Origin of the sequence: Pseudomonas sp. FP2196, assembly GCF_030687715.1 — a bacterium.
Lineage (GTDB): Bacteria > Pseudomonadota > Gammaproteobacteria > Pseudomonadales > Pseudomonadaceae > Aquipseudomonas.
Genome location: NZ_CP117445.1, coordinates 5,999,851 through 6,016,645, shown reverse-complemented (window position 1 = coordinate 6,016,645; position 16,795 = coordinate 5,999,851). Strand labels below are relative to the sequence as shown.

General features: G+C 60.1%; 17 protein-coding genes. 8 read left to right on the top strand and 9 right to left on the bottom strand.

Annotation, left to right across the window (positions count from 1 at the left end):
* Positions 1–170: 170 nt before the first annotated feature.
* Positions 171–1,568: a NorM family multidrug efflux MATE transporter gene (locus PSH79_RS27095; RefSeq protein ID WP_305440464.1), complete on the bottom strand. Its 1,398-nt coding sequence runs from the start codon at positions 1,566–1,568 to the stop codon at positions 171–173.
* A gap of 158 nt (positions 1,569–1,726) precedes the next feature.
* Between PSH79_RS27095 and PSH79_RS27090 the strand changes: the two genes are divergently transcribed.
* From PSH79_RS27090 to PSH79_RS27080, 3 genes are all read left to right on the top strand, one after another.
* Positions 1,727–2,647: a LysR substrate-binding domain-containing protein gene (locus tag PSH79_RS27090; RefSeq protein ID WP_305440463.1), complete on the top strand. Its 921-nt coding sequence runs from the start codon at positions 1,727–1,729 to the stop codon at positions 2,645–2,647.
* Between the two features lie 181 nt (positions 2,648–2,828).
* Positions 2,829–4,805, top strand: a complete 1,977-nt coding sequence (locus PSH79_RS27085; RefSeq protein WP_187680367.1) for a methyl-accepting chemotaxis protein — start codon at positions 2,829–2,831, stop codon at positions 4,803–4,805.
* 218 nt (positions 4,806–5,023) lie between these two features.
* The gene (locus PSH79_RS27080; protein ID WP_305440462.1) at positions 5,024–6,238 is read left to right on the top strand and encodes an aldose 1-epimerase family protein; all 1,215 of its coding nucleotides are present in this window, start codon (positions 5,024–5,026) and stop codon (positions 6,236–6,238) included.
* On the opposite strand, the gene PSH79_RS27075 is transcribed toward PSH79_RS27080, so the two are convergent.
* The gene (locus tag PSH79_RS27075; protein ID WP_305440461.1) at positions 6,235–7,728 is read right to left on the bottom strand and encodes a YifB family Mg chelatase-like AAA ATPase; all 1,494 of its coding nucleotides are present in this window, start codon (positions 7,726–7,728) and stop codon (positions 6,235–6,237) included. The two genes, PSH79_RS27080 and PSH79_RS27075, sit on opposite strands and share 4 nt — an antisense overlap.
* 381 nt (positions 7,729–8,109) lie before the next feature.
* A complete protein-coding gene (locus tag PSH79_RS27070; protein ID WP_095187946.1) occupies positions 8,110–8,574 on the bottom strand; it encodes a hypothetical protein in 465 nt (154 codons plus the stop codon).
* A gap of 252 nt (positions 8,575–8,826) precedes the next feature.
* On the opposite strand from PSH79_RS27070, the gene PSH79_RS27065 reads away from it, so the two are divergent.
* Positions 8,827–9,096: a HigA family addiction module antitoxin gene (locus PSH79_RS27065; RefSeq protein ID WP_305440460.1), complete on the top strand. Its 270-nt coding sequence runs from the start codon at positions 8,827–8,829 to the stop codon at positions 9,094–9,096.
* Here the strand turns inward: PSH79_RS27065 and PSH79_RS27060 are convergent.
* Together PSH79_RS27060 and PSH79_RS27055 are read right to left on the bottom strand one after the other, a co-directional pair.
* Positions 9,091–9,618, bottom strand: coding sequence for a Bro-N domain-containing protein (locus PSH79_RS27060; protein WP_305440459.1), 528 nt, complete (start codon positions 9,616–9,618; stop codon positions 9,091–9,093). The genes PSH79_RS27065 and PSH79_RS27060 overlap by 6 nt on opposite strands.
* Before the next feature lie 360 nt (positions 9,619–9,978).
* Entirely contained in the window at positions 9,979–10,239 is a 261-nt protein-coding gene (locus tag PSH79_RS27055; protein ID WP_305440458.1) for an accessory factor UbiK family protein, read from the bottom strand.
* A 413-nt stretch (positions 10,240–10,652) separates the two neighbouring features.
* On the opposite strand from PSH79_RS27055, the gene glnK reads away from it, so the two are divergent.
* The 4 genes from glnK to sutA all read left to right on the top strand — a co-directional run bounded on the left by glnK (position 10,653) and on the right by sutA (position 13,436).
* A complete protein-coding gene (gene glnK / locus PSH79_RS27050) occupies positions 10,653–10,991 on the top strand; it encodes a P-II family nitrogen regulator (protein ID WP_002555808.1) in 339 nt (112 codons plus the stop codon).
* A gap of 38 nt (positions 10,992–11,029) precedes the next feature.
* Positions 11,030–12,367, top strand: coding sequence for an ammonium transporter (locus PSH79_RS27045; RefSeq protein ID WP_100846852.1), 1,338 nt, complete (start codon positions 11,030–11,032; stop codon positions 12,365–12,367).
* 215 nt (positions 12,368–12,582) lie between these two features.
* Positions 12,583–13,008, top strand: a complete 426-nt coding sequence (locus tag PSH79_RS27040; protein WP_305440456.1) for a secondary thiamine-phosphate synthase enzyme YjbQ — start codon at positions 12,583–12,585, stop codon at positions 13,006–13,008.
* Between the two features lie 101 nt (positions 13,009–13,109).
* Entirely contained in the window at positions 13,110–13,436 is a 327-nt protein-coding gene (gene sutA, locus PSH79_RS27035; protein ID WP_305440455.1) for a transcriptional regulator SutA, read from the top strand.
* Between the two features lie 183 nt (positions 13,437–13,619).
* Here the strand turns inward: sutA and PSH79_RS27030 are convergent, their stop codons facing one another.
* The 4 genes from PSH79_RS27030 to dapF are packed head-to-tail and all read right to left on the bottom strand — an operon-like array spanning position 13,620 to position 16,795.
* Entirely contained in the window at positions 13,620–14,327 is a 708-nt protein-coding gene (locus tag PSH79_RS27030) for an HAD family hydrolase (protein WP_305440454.1), read from the bottom strand.
* A complete protein-coding gene (xerC, locus tag PSH79_RS27025; protein WP_007950060.1) occupies positions 14,324–15,223 on the bottom strand; it encodes a tyrosine recombinase XerC in 900 nt (299 codons plus the stop codon). The genes PSH79_RS27030 and xerC overlap by 4 nt, the downstream gene beginning before the upstream one ends.
* A gap of 2 nt (positions 15,224–15,225) precedes the next feature.
* Entirely contained in the window at positions 15,226–15,951 is a 726-nt protein-coding gene (locus PSH79_RS27020; protein WP_305440452.1) for a DUF484 family protein, read from the bottom strand.
* Between the two features lie 13 nt (positions 15,952–15,964).
* Positions 15,965–16,795, bottom strand: a complete 831-nt coding sequence (gene dapF / locus PSH79_RS27015) for a diaminopimelate epimerase (protein WP_187678254.1) — start codon at positions 16,793–16,795, stop codon at positions 15,965–15,967.

The following is a 16,795-nucleotide window of genomic DNA, read 5'->3' as shown; positions in this document are numbered from 1 at the left end:
ATTTGGAACAACATTGTGGCGAGGGGATTTATCCCCGAGCGGCTGCGAAGCAGTCGCAAAACCTTAGCACTGGGTACATCTGATAAACCCCAGCTACCGGTGTTGGGGCGACTTCGCCACCCATCGGGGATAAATCCCCTCGCCACAAAGGCTCACTCCTACAAGGGATCTCAGTCAGGCTGCGCGACCGTGTAGTGACGTGAGGATGCAGGCTCACGCCGAATCATCCGCTTCATCTTCCATTCAAACGCCAGCGTCAGGCTCACCGCCGCAAACGCCAGCCCCAACGCCAAGCCCCACCAGACGCCCGTCGGTCCCCAGTTCAGGTGGAACGCCATCCACCACGCCGCCGGCGCGCCGATCAGCCAATAGCAACCGAGCCCCACCAGAAACGTGGTTTTGGCATCCTTGAGCCCACGGATGCAGCCCATGGCAATCGTCTGTGTACCGTCGAACAACTCGAACCACGCCGCCACTGCCAACAGACTGACCGCGAGCCGGATCACTTCGGCAAAAGCCGGATCGTTGTGATCGAGAAACAACCCGACCAGTTGATTCGGCAGCAGCCAGAACACCATCGCAAACCCCAGCATCACTACCGCGCCGAACGCGATACCGACCCGCCCGGACATGCGTGCATCCAGCAACTGACCGGCGCCGTAATGTTGGCCGACACGCATGGTGATCGCGTACGACATACCCGCCGGCACCATGAATGCCACCGAAACGATCTGCAGGGCAATCTGGTGCGCGCCCATTTGCGTGCTGCCCATGGTGCCCATGCACAACGCCGCGAAGGCGAACAACCCGACTTCCACCGCGTAAGTGCCACCAATCGGCAGACCGAGGCGCCAGAGTTCCTTGAGGTATTGCCGGTTCGGCCGCGACAGGCCGGCGCGCAACGGATACGCGTCATATGCGCGATGCCGGCGAATGTGCCAGGCCAACGCGAGCGCCATGCAGTTGGCGACGATCGCCGTCACCAGCCCGATGCCCATCAAACCCAGTTTCGGCAGGCCGAACATGCCGGTTATCAGCGCGTAATTGAGCAGGAAGTTGGTCACCGTGCCAGCAAGGCTGATCACCATCACTGGCGTCGCCCGGCCAATCGCACTGGTGAAACCGCGCAGGGCCATGAAGCTCAGATAGCCGGGCAGGGCGAAGGGCAGGGCGATCAGAAATTGCCCGGCAGCGGTGACGTTGGTTTCGGTCTGGCCGAACAGCAGCAACACCGGTTTCAGGTTCCACAGCAGCAAGCCTGCGCCCAGCGCCATCAGCCATGCCAGCCACAATCCCGCTTGGGTCAGGCGGGCGGCGCCAATGATGTCGCCGGCGCCCTTACGGATCGCCACCAGGGTGCCGACCGCGGCAATCACGCCGATGCAGAAAATCGACACGAACGAATAAGTTGCCGCGCCCAAGCCGCCGCCGGCCAGCGCTTCGGGGCTGATACGCGCCATCATCAAAGTGTCGGTCAGCACCATCAACATGTGCGCCAACTGTGAAGCAATCAACGGCCCCGACAGCCGCAGGATGGCCCAGAGTTCGGTACGCACAGGATGCTGCATGGTCATCACCACTCATCAATAGAGGGAACAGGAGAGCGTCGATTCTCGGCGCTTGGAAGGGATTGCACAAAGGGATAAAAAGGATGGGTTGCATGATTAAAACTCATCCTGAGCGGATTCTGATAACTTGGCCGCATCCCGCTATAGGAGCTTTGCGAATGTCTCGTCGTCTTCCTCCTCTGTATGCCCTGCGCGCATTTGAAGCGGCGGCGCGGCACAGCTCGTTCACTCGCGCGGCCGAGGAATTGTCGATTACCCAGAGCGCGGTGAGTCGGCACATTCGTACGCTTGAGGAGCATTTCGCCTGCCGGTTGTTTCACCGCAGTGGACGCAATCTGCAACTCACCGAGTCGGCGCGCATGCTGTTGCCGGGCATCCGTGAAGGCTTCACCGCCCTCGAGCGCGCCTGCAATACCTTGCGCGCCGAAGACGACATCCTGCGCATGAAAGCCCCGTCGACTCTTACCATGCGCTGGCTGCTGGCCCGGCTCAGTCGCTTCCGTCATTTGCAGCCTGGTAACGAAGTGCAGTTGACCAGTGCCTGGATGGATATTGATTCGGTGGACTTCAACGATGAGCCCTTTGATTGCGCCGTGTTGCTCAGCGACGGCCATTTCCCGCCGGACTGGGAGGCCAGCCTGCTGTTTCCCGAAGAGCTGATCCCGGTGGGCGCGCCAAACCTTCTCAACGACCAGCCATGGGATGTCGCACGACTGGCGTCCGCCGAATTGCTCCATCCCACCCCGGATCGCCGCGATTGGCGCAGTTGGCTGGAGCATATGGGGTTGTCCGAGCAGGTATCGCTCAAGGGCGGCCAGGTCTTCGATACGCTGGAATTGGGGATGATCGCAGCGGCGCGCGGTTACGGTGTGTCGATGGGCGATCTGTTGATGGTCGCCGAGGATGTTGCGCAGGGACGTTTGAGTCTGCCGTGGCCAACCGCCGTCGCCAGTGGACTGAATTATTACCTGGTGTGGCCAAAAACCCGGCCGGGAGGTGAACGTTTGCGCCGACTCAGTGACTTCCTGCAAAGCGAAGTCCGCGCCATGACGCTGCCGGCCGTTACGCGCTTGAGCTGAAATGTTCGAGCCGTCACAATGCCGGCCTTGTGCCATAACCCTGCTGTTCGCTCAAGTATTCGGTTTTGCCGCCGAATACGTGCATGTGGAACCGTCGTGCCGGTATCCACGATTCACCCCCATTAGAAAATTATCCGAGCTGCGATCAAGGAGGATCGGCAGGTTCGGCCAGGAGCTGTCCATGTCTCAACCTCGCGCTCGGATCGCCTCGCAGCTGGGCCTCGCGCTCGCCGTGATACTGGCGATTGTTATCAGCGGCAGTACAGTCTTTGCTTTGCGTTCGCTGGATACCGCCAACCTCGCCACTCGTGAAGAGCACTTGGCCAGTGAGGCGCGTCTGCTCGCCGACCAACTGAGCACCTTTCATGGCACGCTGCGCGAAAGCACCCAGCGCCTGAGCGGGCTGTTCGAGAAGCGCTTCAGCGCAGGTTTGAGCATTCACCCGAGTGAGCCGGTGAGCGTGGCAGGCACCCAGACACCGGGCCTGCACTTGGGCAGCGAAGTGCTGAACAACAACTTCAAGGAAGTCGACGAGTTCAAGCAGATGACCGCCGGTGTCGCCACGCTGTTCGTGCGCAGTGGCGAAGACTTTGTTCGCGTCAGCACCTCCCTGACCAAACAGGATGGCAGCCGCGCCATCGGTACCTTGCTCGATCACGCTCACCCGGCCTATGCGAAATTGATGGCGGGCCAGGGTTATGTCGGTCGCGCCCTGTTGTTTGATCGTTCCTACATGACTCAATACACCCCGGTGCGTGACAGCAGCGGCAAGGTGATCGCGGTGCTGTTTGTCGGCTTCGACTACACCGACGCGCAAAACGCCCAGTTCGACAACCTCAAGCGCTTCCGTATCGGCCAGACTGGCTCGCTGGCGCTGCTGGATGAGCAAAACAAATGGCTGGTAGCCCCAGCGGGCGTACAGGCTTTGGATCAGGCGGTTACGGTGATCGGCGGCCTGGCCAAAACCCCGGGTAAAGGCCAGTTCTGGAGCGACAAGGCTGAAGATTTCTACAGCGTTTCGGTGCCATTCGACGGTGGGCCGTGGGCGGTCGTGGCGAGCATGCCGAAAGCCGAAATCCGTGCGGTGACCTGGAGCGTCGGCACGCAACTGGCGATTGGCAGCCTGTTGGCGATGTTGCTGGCGGTCGGTTCCGTGGTCTGGTTGCTGCGCAGCAAGCTGGCGCCGCTGAGTGATCTGGTGCGTCAGGCCGAAGCCTTGGGCGCCGGTGATCTGAGCGTGCGTCTGAACGTTTCGAGCAACGACGAAATCGGTCAACTGTCCCGCGCGTTCAACCAGATGAGCCAAGCGTTGTCGACCATGGTCGAGCACATCCGCCGTTCCTCGGAAGAGGTCAACCGCCGCGCGCAGGCACTTTCCGGTTTGTCCGGCGGCGCGTACGAAGGCATGGAACAGCAGTCCGGCGAGATCACCAGCATGGCCGGCGCGGTTGAAGAATTTAGCGCCACCTCGCTGGACATCGCCGACAACATGGGCGCCACTCAGCGACTGGCTCAGGAAAACGCGCAGCAAACACAGATTGGTCGCAGCTCGATGGAAGAGGCTTCGTCCTCTCTGGAGCAAATCGCCGGTGCGTTGAACACCACTGCTACCGTCATCAACACCCTCGGTCAGCGTTCCCAGGAAATCGGTGGCATCGTCAGCGTGATCACCTCGATTGCCGAGCAGACCAACCTGCTGGCGCTTAACGCTGCCATCGAAGCGGCCCGTGCCGGTGAACAAGGTCGCGGCTTTGCGGTGGTGGCGGATGAGGTGCGTAACCTCGCGTCGCGCACTCGTCAGGCGACCGATGAAATCTCCGGCATGATCCAGAGCATTCAGCAAGAAACCGGCAACGCGATCAGCACCATGGAGCAGGGCAATGTGCTGATGCAGGAAGGCCTGTCGCGCAACGCCAATGTCGCTTCGGCGCTCGCGCGGATCGACGAGCAGAGCCGTTCGGCGGGGCAGCAGTTCGCGGCGATCACTACCGCCACTCAGGAGCAAAGCAGCACGGCTACTTTGCTCAGCAGCAACCTGCAGAGCATTGCGCTGGCCAACAGCGAGCAGCGTGAAGTGGTTTCCAACCTGGCCGTGACCGCCAAGGAGCTTGAGAAACTGGCGGCGGACTTGCGTTCCGAGGTTGATCGCTTTCGTTGATGCGTGGCTGAAATAGCGATCGCGAGCAGACTCACTCCTACAGGTATATCGGTTGGCCACAATGTTTGTGATCACTAAACATCCCTGTAGGAGTGAGCCTGCTCGCGACGCATCACTGCCAATCTTGGGTGAAACACTCGATCTGTTGCTCTTTCATACTTGCTGAAACGTTTCCGCAGCGCTATAAAAATGGCACAACTCCAATAAAGGCTGCTGCCATGACTCCGCTCAAACTCGTCGCCGCACTCGGCGCACTGTCCGCTGCCTCCCACGCCATGGCCTGGGATTACGTCCTCCTCGACGCTGACAAACCCGCGCAAAACTGGACCATCACCAGTGAGCAACTCGGCGTGAAAACCGACAAACCCTTTTCCGTAAGCCTGCGCACTTTGCATGGTGGGCGGCAGGAAGGCGTCAGCATCGTCGACATCGATAACGGCACGATGAAACTCTCGGTAGTGCCTACTCGTGGCATGAACGTTCTGCACGCCTCCGTTGGCGACGTGCGCATGGGCTGGGATTCGCCGGTCAAGGACGTGGTCAACCCGGCCTTCATCGAACTCAACGGGCGCGGTGGTCTGGGCTGGCTGGAAGGCTTCAATGAGCTGGTGACCCGCTGTGGTTACGAATGGGTTGGCCACCCCGGCATGGACAATGGCGAGTTGCTGACCCTCCATGGGCGCGCCGCCAACATCCCGGCCAGTACTGTCACGCTGCACATCGATGAAAAACCACCCTATGCCATCAGCCTGCGCGGTGAACTGAAAGAACAGGCCTTCAAGAAAGTCGATTTCTCGGTCGTCACGGAATTGGTCACCGAGCCCGGTAGCGTGCGTTTTGCACTCAACGATACGCTGACCAACAACGGCGATTATCCAAAGGAATACCAGGCGCTGTATCACAGCAACTTCAGCACGCCGTTCCTCGAGCAGGGCGCCCGTTTTGCTGCACCGGTAAAACAGGTCTCGCCTTTCAACGACAAGGCCAAAGGCGATTTGCCCGACTGGCAGACCTACCGCGCACCCACCAAGGACTACGACGAAACCGTCTACAACGTCGTGCCCTATGCCGACGCCAAAGGCGAAACCTTGACTGTTTTGCACAACAAGGCCGGCAGCCTCGGTGTCTCCGTCGGCTTCAACACTCAGCAGTTGCCGGTGTTTTCCCTGTGGAAAAACACTGACACTCAAGGGCAGGGCTATGTCACGGGGCTGGAGCCGGGCACCAGTTTCTCCTACAACCGCCGCTATCAGCGTCCGCTGAATCTGGTGCCGACCATTGCACCGAAGGAACACAAACAGTTCCAGATCAGCTACAGCCTGCTCGCGGACAAAGGTGCTGTGGATAACGCTTTGAAGCGCGTGACCGAGATTCAGGCCGGGCGTGAAACCGAAGTGCGCCAGACGCCACTGGTTGATTTGACCGAGCATTAAGGCGTCGCCGGCCGGTATTGCAGCGCTTCGGCCAAGTGCTCACGCCTGATTGCATCGACTTGCTCAAGGTCTGCCAGGGTTCTGGCGACTTTGAGCAAACGATGGGCCGAGCGCAGCGACAACGTCAGTCGCTCACAGGCAGACTCCAGCCAGGTTTCGTCGGCTGTGGATAACTTGCAGTGCCGCTTCAGGCCCGGCAGATCGAGAAAGGCATTGGCGCAGGACTGGCGTTTCAGTTGCCGTTCTCGCGCCTCGGCAACACGTTGCGCGGCCGTGGCGCTGTCTTCGCCCGGCTTAACCGTCGGATTCAACGCCGTCGCCTCCCGCGCCACCGTCAGGTGCAGATCAATCCGATCCAGCAGCGGCCCTGACAGCTTGTTGCGGTATCGCTGAACCATGTCCGGTGTGCACGAACACTTGCCGCTCGGCTCGCCAAGATATCCACAGGGACACGGGTTCATCGCCGCCACCAATTGAAAGCGTGCCGGAAATCGTACGCGATCCTTGGCTCGGGCGATCACGATGTGCCCCGACTCCAGAGGCTCGCGCAGTACCTCAAGCACCTTGCGATCGAACTCAGGCAGCTCATCGAGAAACAGCACACCATGGTGGGCGAGGGTGATCTCGCCGGGTTGCGGTTTCGAGCTGCCACCGACCAGCGCCGGCCCCGATGCAGAATGGTGCGGCTGGCGGAAGGGCCGTTGCGGCCAATGGGTCAGGGGCACGCCGCTGGCGACGGATTGAATCGCCGCGACTTCCAGCGCCTCGCATTCGGAGAGCGGCGGGAGCAATCCCGGCAATCGACTGGCCAACAGCGTCTTGCCCGTCCCCGGCGGTCCGCTGAACAACAGGTTATGCGCACCCGCTGCGGCAATCAGCAGCGCCCGTTTGGCTGCCATTTGCCCCTGCACTTCGTTCAGGTCTGGATAGGGTCTGGCGGCATGCATCAAACCGTCCGACACGTAAGGCTCCACCGGCGTATGGCCGTTGAAATGCGCCACCGCCTCCAGCAAATGATCCACCGCAAACACCTTCAACCCCGAAGCCAGGCACGCCTCCTCGGCATTCGCCCGCGGCACCACCAGCGCACGCCCCGCCTTGCGCGCCGCCAACGCTGCCGGCAACACGCCGCGCACCGCTCGTACTGCGCCGGACAATGCCAACTCACCCAGACATTCCACATCATCCAGCGTAAGACACGGCACCTGCACACTCGCCGACAGAATCCCCAAGGCAATCGCCAGATCAAACCGCCCGCCATCCTTGGGCAGATCCGCCGGCGCCAGATTCAGGGTGATCCGCCGCGCCGGAAACTGCAGCCCGGAATTGATGATCGCGCTGCGCACCCGATCCTTGCTCTCCTTCACCGCCGCTTCGGGCAGACCGACCATGGTCAGCGACGGCAGGCCGTTGGCCAGATGGACTTCGACGCTGACAGCGGGGGCTTCCACGCCAATCTGGGCGCGACTGTGGACGATGGAGAGAGACATGGTCGTTCCTTGAGCTGAATCGGGGGCCGCTTCCTGCGGGTTTTTGAAGGGTAGTTGAGCCGGGTTTCAGTGCTGGAATAGAGGTTTACAAGACGTATCAAAACCCAATGGCGTAGCACTGCTTCCCTGAATTGGAGCGTTGACTCTCGACCGGCATTGGCGGATCATCCCGTCCGAGGACTGCAACTGCGCATTCGTCGGGACTGGGCACCAGCAAAAGCTCCCCCGCATTTTTGGCAGCAGAGAAAGCTGGTTTCTCTGAAGTAGTGACGACGGGCGAGCCTGTCGGATTCTGAACCCAAGGCTGTAAAGCCAGGAGCTAAAGAATCGCTGCGACTACTCCTCAAAAAATACTTAAAAGGCGTCCATTGGACGCCTTTTTTATTTCTGATTGGATGATGCCCGTGGTATCTGCCCCACCAACGTGCCATGCGCGCGCTTTTGCGGGTACCAAGTCACCACGAAGTAACCAAATCCTGTGGCGCGCTCGTGTCGCGGTTCAAGAATCAGTGTTCCCATAGATGTCTTCAGTACCGCGACCCTGTTTCCACATCGCTGTTCTTTGAACTCGCAATAGATTTGCGCTCCCGGGACGATCATTTTCGCAACAATCGCTGCTACCCCATCGACAGTCTGGCAACCATGTTTGAGCAAGTCGGCTCTATGGGCTTCCCATACGTGTACTACGCCAAAACCGCTATTCGCTCGGCGGTGAATACCTACTCGCAAATAAATTTTCCCGCCTGGCAAGCCGAACTTTGGCATATCGGGGATCGTGCCGAAGATGTAACCGCCATCTGGATGCTGAACCAGCGTGTTTTCTTTGAGTTTGAGCAAGTCAGACAAGAGGGATCCAGAACCAGAGTGTCTGGCGATCAATGTGATTCGTCTGCAATTCGACTTGTTGGATCGACCAGCGCAGAGGAAAGCCACCAGCGTAATCACAGGGAACAACTCACGGAATCAGGCGCAGACGCTGATTTTTGTAGGGCCGTGCCCTAATAGTTGTAGGACGCTGGCGAAAGGGTTTCGACGGTCTTGTATCGCGGAGTCTCATGCTCCAGTTTGGCCGCTCAATGCAGCCTCTGGAGACTAGAAATGAACCGCAATGGTATGCGCCCGATTCATCCGGGCGAGGTTCTGAATAAGGAATTCATGGAGCCGTTGGGCATGACCGTCATGGATTTGGCCATGCCCACGAAATGGCCCGAAAGTGAGATCGAAAAGCTTGTGAAGTGCCAGCTCAGGATCTGCGCTGATCTGGCAATCAGACTTGCCATTCATCTCAACACGACGCCTGAGTTCTGGATGAGTCTTCAGTCGACTTACGATTTGCGCAGGGCCCAGCTCAGGCAGGCGGGCTTATAGCGACTGCAGCATCCGCGAAGCCCTTTTCCACCAAGGCCCCGTTATTGGGCGCTTCGGCTCTTCACGTTCCACCACCATCAACGGCACATCCTGCAACCGTATCCACGGCTGATTATTCCAATGCAACAAACTCAACGTCATGTCCGGCCAACTGAGCAAGCTGAGGTGTGGACGTTCGCTTGTGGTGGGGTGTTGGGTGTCGCGCAGGGTCGGGATGACTTGGTGAGTAAGCCATTCGCGCAGGGCTCGGTATTCGGGGCAGTAGTGGTAGACGAGGAGGGCGTAGACGCCGGATTCGCTGATTAGCAGGGTGTTTTCGATTTGGTTGTTGATCAGGGTTTTGCGGGTTTGGTGTTGGTCGGGGTCGAGTTTTCGCAGCATGCGTTCATTGAGGTAGATGTGCAGCAGGCGGCTCAGGTCTCGGGCGCAGAACCAGGGTTGGTTCTGGATGAGGAGGGCGTGGAGGGGGAGTTTGTGGCGGGTGAAGATGTGCGGGGTCAGATAAGTCTCTTCTTGATTCATTGAGCAGTTCCTCTTGCTTAAGGGGCTGCCCTCAATCGTCGCCAAACGATTGGGTGGCAGTTGTACGCGGGTTGGCGAACCGGAGCAAAAGGAACCCGGCAGACACGAAGGTCTCCCACGCACAACCGCCATGAAACGATGGGCGGTAAATGTAGCCGCCATCATGGTTGTCGTGCGCCTTAAGCTATCCAGGTCGCCAAACCCGGTGCTGAACATTCAGCATCGGGTGAGCTTAGAAACCTGGGCTTTTCGGCGCAATCGCACGGCGGTGGTGCAAGTTGTAGGACGTTGCCGGGATGGTTGAAGGGCTGAAGATCAAAAGATCGCAGCCTTCGGCAGCTCCTACAGGGGATTGCGGAGTTACTCAGCAGGTGGCGCCAGCTTGGCTTCCATCTCGGCGACCTTCGCTTCGAGGCTTTCGAGGCGGGCACGGGTACGCGCCAACACAACCATCTGACTATCGAATTCTTCCCGGCTCACCAGGTCGAGTTTGCTGAAGGCACTTTGCAGCAGCATCTTGAACTGGCTTTCGATTTCGGCTTTCGGCAGCGGGGTGTCGCCGCTGAACAGGCGGGAGGCGGTGCCGCTCAGGGCGTCGAGGAAGTCTTTGGGCGCGAGCATGGTGGATGTCCTGGAAACAATGGCCGGCAGTGTATCACGCAGTGTCTATAGTCAATCTCGTGGTCAGGGATGCACGCTTTTCGCGCAGGCGGACGGACGGCGACGCACCGTTGTTGTGCGTATCCGCAGGGCCATTTGCACGAGATGGCTTGCGGCAGCGGCCAAGGGATTGAAATCAGGGGATTTTGGCGAGATGGCAAGGTTTCTGCTTAGTCACCTTCGACCCATGCACTGATGCAGTCGCTGTGACGAATGCAGTGCGGCAGACGGAGCGGGGAGTTTCGTCGGCAGCGGTTAGCTGGCGTCAGTCGGGCAGGTACGGCCGACGATGCGTTACAAAGCCAGGCACTGCGCTTAGACTTGAGTCGGGTTTGTTTTCCTGGGGCAAGTCCACCAATTCGGGAGAGAGTTTCATGAAGCTAGTCACTGCCATCATCAAGCCGTTCAAGTTGGACGACGTGCGCGAGTCGCTGTCCGAAATCGGCGTGCAGGGCATTACCGTTACTGAAGTCAAAGGCTTCGGCCGGCAGAAGGGTCACACCGAGCTGTATCGCGGCGCGGAATATGTGGTCGATTTTCTGCCCAAGGTGAAAATCGACGTGGCCATCGACGACAAGGATCTGGATCGGGTGATCGAGGCGATCACCAAGGCGGCCAACACCGGCAAGATCGGTGACGGCAAGATCTTCGTGGTCAATCTGGAACAGGCGATTCGCATCCGTACCGGCGAAACCGATACCGACGCGATTTAAAAGCCGCCACAAACCCCAACGCCCCAGGAGAAAACAATATGACTCTGCGTAAATTCGCAGGGCTAGGAGCCCTGTTGTCCATCGTAATGCCAAGCCTTGCAATGGCGGCAGACGAAGTGGCGGCCCCAGTCCTCAATTCCGGCGACACTGCCTGGATGCTCACCTCCACAGCCCTTGTGCTGTTCATGACCATCCCGGGCCTGGCGCTGTTCTACGGCGGCATGGTTCGCTCGAAAAACATTCTTTCCGTGATGATGCAGTGCTTCGCCATTACCGGTCTGATCAGCATCCTGTGGGTCATTTATGGCTACAGCATTGCGTTCGACACCACCGGCATGGAGCAGGGCGTCGTCAACTTCAACTCGTTCTTTGGCGGCATGGGCAAGGCGTTCCTCGCCGGTGTCACGCCTTCGAGCGTGACTGGCCCGGCCGCGTTGTTCCCTGAGGCGGTCTTCATCACCTTCCAGATGACCTTCGCGATCATCACCCCGGCGCTGATCGTCGGTGCATTCGCCGAGCGGATGAAGTTCTCCGCGATGCTGATCTTCATGGGCATCTGGTTCACCCTGGTTTATGCACCGATCGCGCACATGGTCTGGTCCGGCAACGGCGGCCTGATGTGGGACTGGGGCGTGCTCGACTTCGCGGGCGGCACCGTGGTGCACATCAACGCCGGTGTGGCCGGTCTGATTGCCTGCCTGGTATTGGGCAAGCGCAAAGGCTTCCCGACCACCCCGATGGCGCCGCATAACCTCGGCTACACCCTGATGGGCGCAGCAATGCTGTGGGTCGGCTGGTTCGGCTTCAACGCCGGTTCCGCTGCTGCGGCCAACGGCACTGCCGGTATGGCGATGCTGGTCACTCAGATTGCTACTGCCGCCGCCGCGCTGGGCTGGATGTTCGCTGAGTGGGTCACCCACGGCAAACCAAGCGCTCTGGGCATCGCCTCGGGTGTGGTTGCCGGTCTGGTGGCGATTACTCCGGCTGCCGGTACTGTGGGCCCGATGGGCGCACTGGTGATCGGTCTGGCGGCGGGCGTGGTGTGCTTCTTCTGCGCCACCACCCTGAAACGCAAACTCGGTTATGACGATTCCCTCGACGCATTTGGCGTACACGGTATCGGCGGTATCCTCGGCGCAATCCTCACTGGTGTGTTCGCTGCACCTGCTTTGGGTGGTTTCGGCACCGTTACCGATATCGGCGCGCAGGTCTGGATTCAGGTCAAAGGCGTTGGCTTCACGGTGATCTACACCGCGATCGTCACCTTCATCATCCTCAAGGTTCTGGACGCCGTCATGGGTCTGCGTGTAACCGAGGAAGAAGAGTCGGTGGGCCTCGATCTGGCACAACACAACGAACGCGGCTACAACCTGTAAGTACGCGCACTAAAAAACTTGCCCGGTTCGCCGGGCATTTTTTTGTCTGGAATTTGTCATTGAAAGACAAGCTGAAAGGATTTTTCGTACGCCTTTAGTCGCGTTTACGACGGGTGTTTTTCTGCGGGCAATGGCTTACACCGTTGCAGGAATATTAGGGCCTTTGTTTTTTCCCAGAGCGCGCTAGAATGCGCCCCGAATGTGCGGAGAACTGTATGTGGCAACAGACTCTGATAACCCTGCGGGCAAGGCCTCGGGGCTTTCATCTGGTAACGGACGAGTTACTCGCCGGCCTGCCTGAACTCAAGGCATGTCGGGTCGGTCTGTTGCATTTGTGGCTGCAGCATACCTCGGCGTCGTTGACCGTCAACGAGAACGCCGATCCGGCGGTTCGTCGCGACTTCGAACGATTTTTCAATCGTCTGATCCCACAAGGAACAGACGGCTATGAGCATAACGACGAAGGCCTGGACGACCTCCCGGCGCACTTCAAGGCCAGCGTGCTTGGTTGCCAGATCAGTCTGCCGGTTTCGGCAGGGCGACTGGCACTGGGAACCTGGCAAGGCGTTTATCTGGGCGAGCACCGTGATCATGGCGGTGCCCGTAAAGTCCTCGCCACCTTGCACGGTGAAGAGGCATAGCCGCTGGTCAGCAGCGGCGAATGATTTTTTAACGGCGACTTTCGACAGTTGCCAAAGCTGGTCTATAACTAATCTGCTTTTCGCAAGTCATGAGGTAGAACATGAGCGACGATGATCTGGAAAACGACGACCTCGAAGTAGGCGACGAAGACGAGGCCGATGAAAGCCTGGAAGCAGCAGCGGAAGACGTTGCTGACGACGATGGCGGCGACGACACGCCGGCCCCGGCTGCCAAAGGCAAAGCCAAGGCTGCGGTGTCGGTTGACGAGTTGCCGAGCATTGAAGCCAAGAACAAGGAGCGCGACGCCCTGGCCAAGGCCATGGAAGAGTTCCTGTCGCGAGGCGGAAAAGTGCAGGAAGTGGAGGCCAATGTGGTCGCCGATCCGCCCAAGAAGCCGGACAACAAGTACGGCAGCCGCCCTATCTGAGGCGTGCCGCTTGCTTGCTGAAAAAGCCCGCCGTCGCTGCGGGCTTTTTCATGTCTGGAATTCCGGACGCGCCACAATCCCCCTGTAGGAGTGAGCCTGCTCGCGATAGCGGTGTGTCAGTCAACGTAGAGGTATCTGACTCACCGCTATCGCGAGCAGGCTCACTCCTACAAGGGAACTGTGTCAGTTGGAGGCGGCATTCCAGCGTGCGAGAACGGCTGGCAAATCGGTCAGGCTGCGGATCTCGGCATCCGGCTGACGCTCGGCTTCCCACGCTTTGCCCGCCGGGTTAAACCAGATCGCCCGCAACCCGGCCTGCTGTGCACCGGCAATGTCATCACCGGGATGATCACCAATGTGCACCGCCAGGTCAGCGCTCACACCACCGCGCTGCAAGGCCTCGTGAAACAGTCGCGCATCCGGTTTGGCGATGCCGATGTCCTCGGCGCACAGGGCAAATTTGAAGTAATCCGCCAGTCCCAACCGCCGCACATCCGCGTTGCCGTTGGTGACCACGCCAAGGGCGTAATGGTTGGCGAGAATCTCCAGTACCGGCTCGACTTCGGGGAACACCTCGATCTGATGCCGGGCGTGCAGGAACACTTCAAAACTCTTGTCCGCCAGATCCGACGCCTCGCCATGGCTGTAACCGGCTTCTTCAAGTGCGTGAAACAGCACCCGCCGACGTAACGCACTGATGCGATGTTTGAGCCCAGGCTCGTTGGCCAGCACCCGCTCGCGGATCGACCACAAATGCTCCACCGGCACGGCGCCCAGATTCGGCGCATGTTCGCTCAGCCATTCACGCAAAATCGCTTCGGCGCTGACGATTACCGGGGCGGTGTCCCACAGGGTGTCGTCGAGGTCGAAGGTGATCAACTGGATGCTCATGAATCATCGCCTTTCATGCGTTTGGCCCTTGGGTGGGCGCTGTCGTAGACCGCCGCCAGATGCTGGAAGTCCAGGTGGGTGTAGATCTGCGTGGTCTTGATGTCCGAGTGGCCGAGCAGTTCCTGTACCGCGCGCAGATCCTGCGAGGACTCCAGCAAGTGGCTGGCGAAGGAGTGCCGCAGCATGTGTGGGTGCAGGTTCTGCCCCAGTTCACGCTCGCCGGCCAGTTTGACCCGCACCTGAATCGCCCGAGGCCCGAGACGCCGACCTTGCTGGCTGACGAACACGGCGTCGTCCGCCGGGTTGGTCATGGCGCGTAACGGCAGCCACTGTTCAAGGGCTTCGCGGGCCTTTTTGCCGACCGGCAGCAGACGGGTCTTGCTGCCCTTGCCGAGCACCTGAACCATGCCGTCGGCCAGGTCGAGCTGATCGAGATTGAGCCCGGTCAGCTCCGACAGACGCAGGCCGGAGGAGTAGAACAATTCCAGAATCGCCTGATCACGCCGCGCGAGAAAATCGTCCTCGACCGCGCCCTCAAGCAGTTGCAACGCACGGTCGGTGTCGAGGGTTTTCGGCAGGCGGCGTTCGCCTTTCGGCGGTGCCAGTCCGGTAGCCGGATCGTGGTCGCACAGACCTTCGCGATTGAGATAGTGATAGAGCCCGCGCACTGCCGAGAGCAATCGGGCGAGGCTGCGTGAGGATTGGCCTTGCGCATGCAGGCGGGCGATCAGGCTGCGCAGGCGCTGGATGTCCAGCGCGGCCCAACTGCCAATGTTCTGTTTGACGCACCAGCCGAGGACTTTGTCGAGGTCGCGGCGGTAGGCCGACAGCGTGTGCGGCGACACCTGCCGCTCACTGCGCAAGTGTTCGCAGTAAGCGTCCAGTTGTCGTTCCATGTTCAGCGTACCGAGCGCAGGGAGCTGTTGACCCGTGGCAGCACGCGGCCCATGACTTCGGCGATGTAGCTGAGGAACAGGGTGCCGACCGAACTCTTGTAGTGCTGCGGGTCACGGCTGGCGATGGCCAGAATCCCGTGGATGCCTTGGTGGCTGACAGCGACCACGGCGGTGGAACCGATCTGCTTGCGCTGCTCTTCGCCGAACAGGAAGTCCAGCTCATGCTCGCGCAGGGTGCCACTGACGCTTTTGCCTTCGGTGAGCAGGCCGCCGATGGCGACTTGTGCATCGGCGTGACTGACCCAGCGGCCGACGGGTGCCGGGTTGTCGCCGAGCAGGATCAAGCTGACGAAGGGCACCTGAAAGTCCTGGCGCAGGCTGTCTTCGACACTGATGACCACGTCTTCCAGGCTGGAGGCGTCCATCAGGGCGAGGATCAGGCGACGGGTCTTGTCGAACAGGCGATCGTTGTCGCGCGCCACGTCCATCAATTGCGAGAGGCGATGACGCATCTCGATGTTGCGCTCACGCAGAATGGTCATCTGGCGCTCGACCAGCGATACGGTGTCGCCGCGCTGGTGAGGAATGCGCATGGCCGGCAGCAGTTCTTCGTGCTCGACGAAGAAATCCGGATGAGCCTCCAGGTACGCGGCAACCGCTGCCGCCTCCAGGCTCTCGGACGCTGATTCGTCGGACTGTCGGGCGGGTACCTGGGGCTTATCGGTCATGGTTTCTGCTCACTCAAAGACGCACTTGTCCTTCGTATACACGCACTGCCGGGCCGGTCATCAACACCGGTTGGCCAGGGCCTGCCCATTCAATGGACAGACGCCCGCCGGGCAGGTCGATCAACAGCGGCGAATCCATCCACCCCTGACTGATGGCCGCAACGGCCGCCGCACAAGCGCCGGTGCCGCAGGCCTGGGTTTCCCCGGCGCCGCGTTCCCAGACGCGCAGTTGCGCGCGGTGGCGGTCGATGACCTGGAGGAAACCGACATTGACCCGCGCCGGGAAGCGCGGATGGTGTTCGATTTTCGGCCCCAGTTCATGCACCGGCGCGCTGTTGATGTCCTGCACGCGCAATACGGCGTGCGGGTTGCCCATCGACACGGCGGCCAGTTCGACCGTGGTGCCGTCGACTTCCAGCTGATAGCTTGCGGCCTGCGCCGGTGCTTCGAACGGAATGTCCGCCGGCACCAGGCGCGGGGCGCCCATGTTCACGCCGATCTGGCCGTCATTACGCACGTCCAGCTCGATGATGCCGCCCTTGGTCTCGACGCGGATCTGCCGTTTGGCGGTCAGACGCTTGTCGAGCACGAAACGCGCGAAGCAGCGCGCACCGTTGCCGCACTGCTCGACTTCCGAGCCATCGGAATTGAAGATCCGATAACGGAAATCCACGTCCGGGTTGCTCGGCGCCTCGACGATCAGCAATTGGTCGAAACCGATGCCGGTGTGCCGGTCGCCCCATTGTTTGGCGTGCTTGGGCTGAATATGCGCGTGCTGGCTGACCAGGTCGAGAACCATGAAGTCGTTGCCCAGGCCGTGCATTTTGGTAAAACGCAGCAGCAT

Bases quoted from the DNA above. Each gene is read 5' to 3' on its own strand.
- PSH79_RS27095 (WP_305440464.1), bottom strand. From the start codon at position 1,568: ATGCAGCATCCTGTGCGTACCGAACTCTGGGCCATCCTGCGGCTGTCG.
- PSH79_RS27090 (WP_305440463.1), top strand. From the start codon at position 1,727: ATGTCTCGTCGTCTTCCTCCTCTGTATGCCCTGCGCGCATTTGAAGCG.
- PSH79_RS27085 (WP_187680367.1), top strand. From the start codon at position 2,829: ATGTCTCAACCTCGCGCTCGGATCGCCTCGCAGCTGGGCCTCGCGCTC.
- PSH79_RS27080 (WP_305440462.1), top strand. From the start codon at position 5,024: ATGACTCCGCTCAAACTCGTCGCCGCACTCGGCGCACTGTCCGCTGCC.
- PSH79_RS27075 (WP_305440461.1), bottom strand. From the start codon at position 7,728: ATGTCTCTCTCCATCGTCCACAGTCGCGCCCAGATTGGCGTGGAAGCC.
- PSH79_RS27065 (WP_305440460.1), top strand. From the start codon at position 8,827: ATGAACCGCAATGGTATGCGCCCGATTCATCCGGGCGAGGTTCTGAAT.
- PSH79_RS27060 (WP_305440459.1), bottom strand. From the start codon at position 9,618: ATGAATCAAGAAGAGACTTATCTGACCCCGCACATCTTCACCCGCCAC.
- PSH79_RS27055 (WP_305440458.1), bottom strand. From the start codon at position 10,239: ATGCTCGCGCCCAAAGACTTCCTCGACGCCCTGAGCGGCACCGCCTCC.
- glnK (WP_002555808.1), top strand. From the start codon at position 10,653: ATGAAGCTAGTCACTGCCATCATCAAGCCGTTCAAGTTGGACGACGTG.
- PSH79_RS27045 (WP_100846852.1), top strand. From the start codon at position 11,030: ATGACTCTGCGTAAATTCGCAGGGCTAGGAGCCCTGTTGTCCATCGTA.
- PSH79_RS27040 (WP_305440456.1), top strand. From the start codon at position 12,583: ATGTGGCAACAGACTCTGATAACCCTGCGGGCAAGGCCTCGGGGCTTT.
- sutA (WP_305440455.1), top strand. From the start codon at position 13,110: ATGAGCGACGATGATCTGGAAAACGACGACCTCGAAGTAGGCGACGAA.
- PSH79_RS27030 (WP_305440454.1), bottom strand. From the start codon at position 14,327: ATGAGCATCCAGTTGATCACCTTCGACCTCGACGACACCCTGTGGGAC.
- xerC (WP_007950060.1), bottom strand. From the start codon at position 15,223: ATGGAACGACAACTGGACGCTTACTGCGAACACTTGCGCAGTGAGCGG.
- PSH79_RS27020 (WP_305440452.1), bottom strand. From the start codon at position 15,951: ATGACCGATAAGCCCCAGGTACCCGCCCGACAGTCCGACGAATCAGCG.
- dapF (WP_187678254.1), bottom strand. From the start codon at position 16,795: ATGCTGCTGCGTTTTACCAAAATGCACGGCCTGGGCAACGACTTCATG.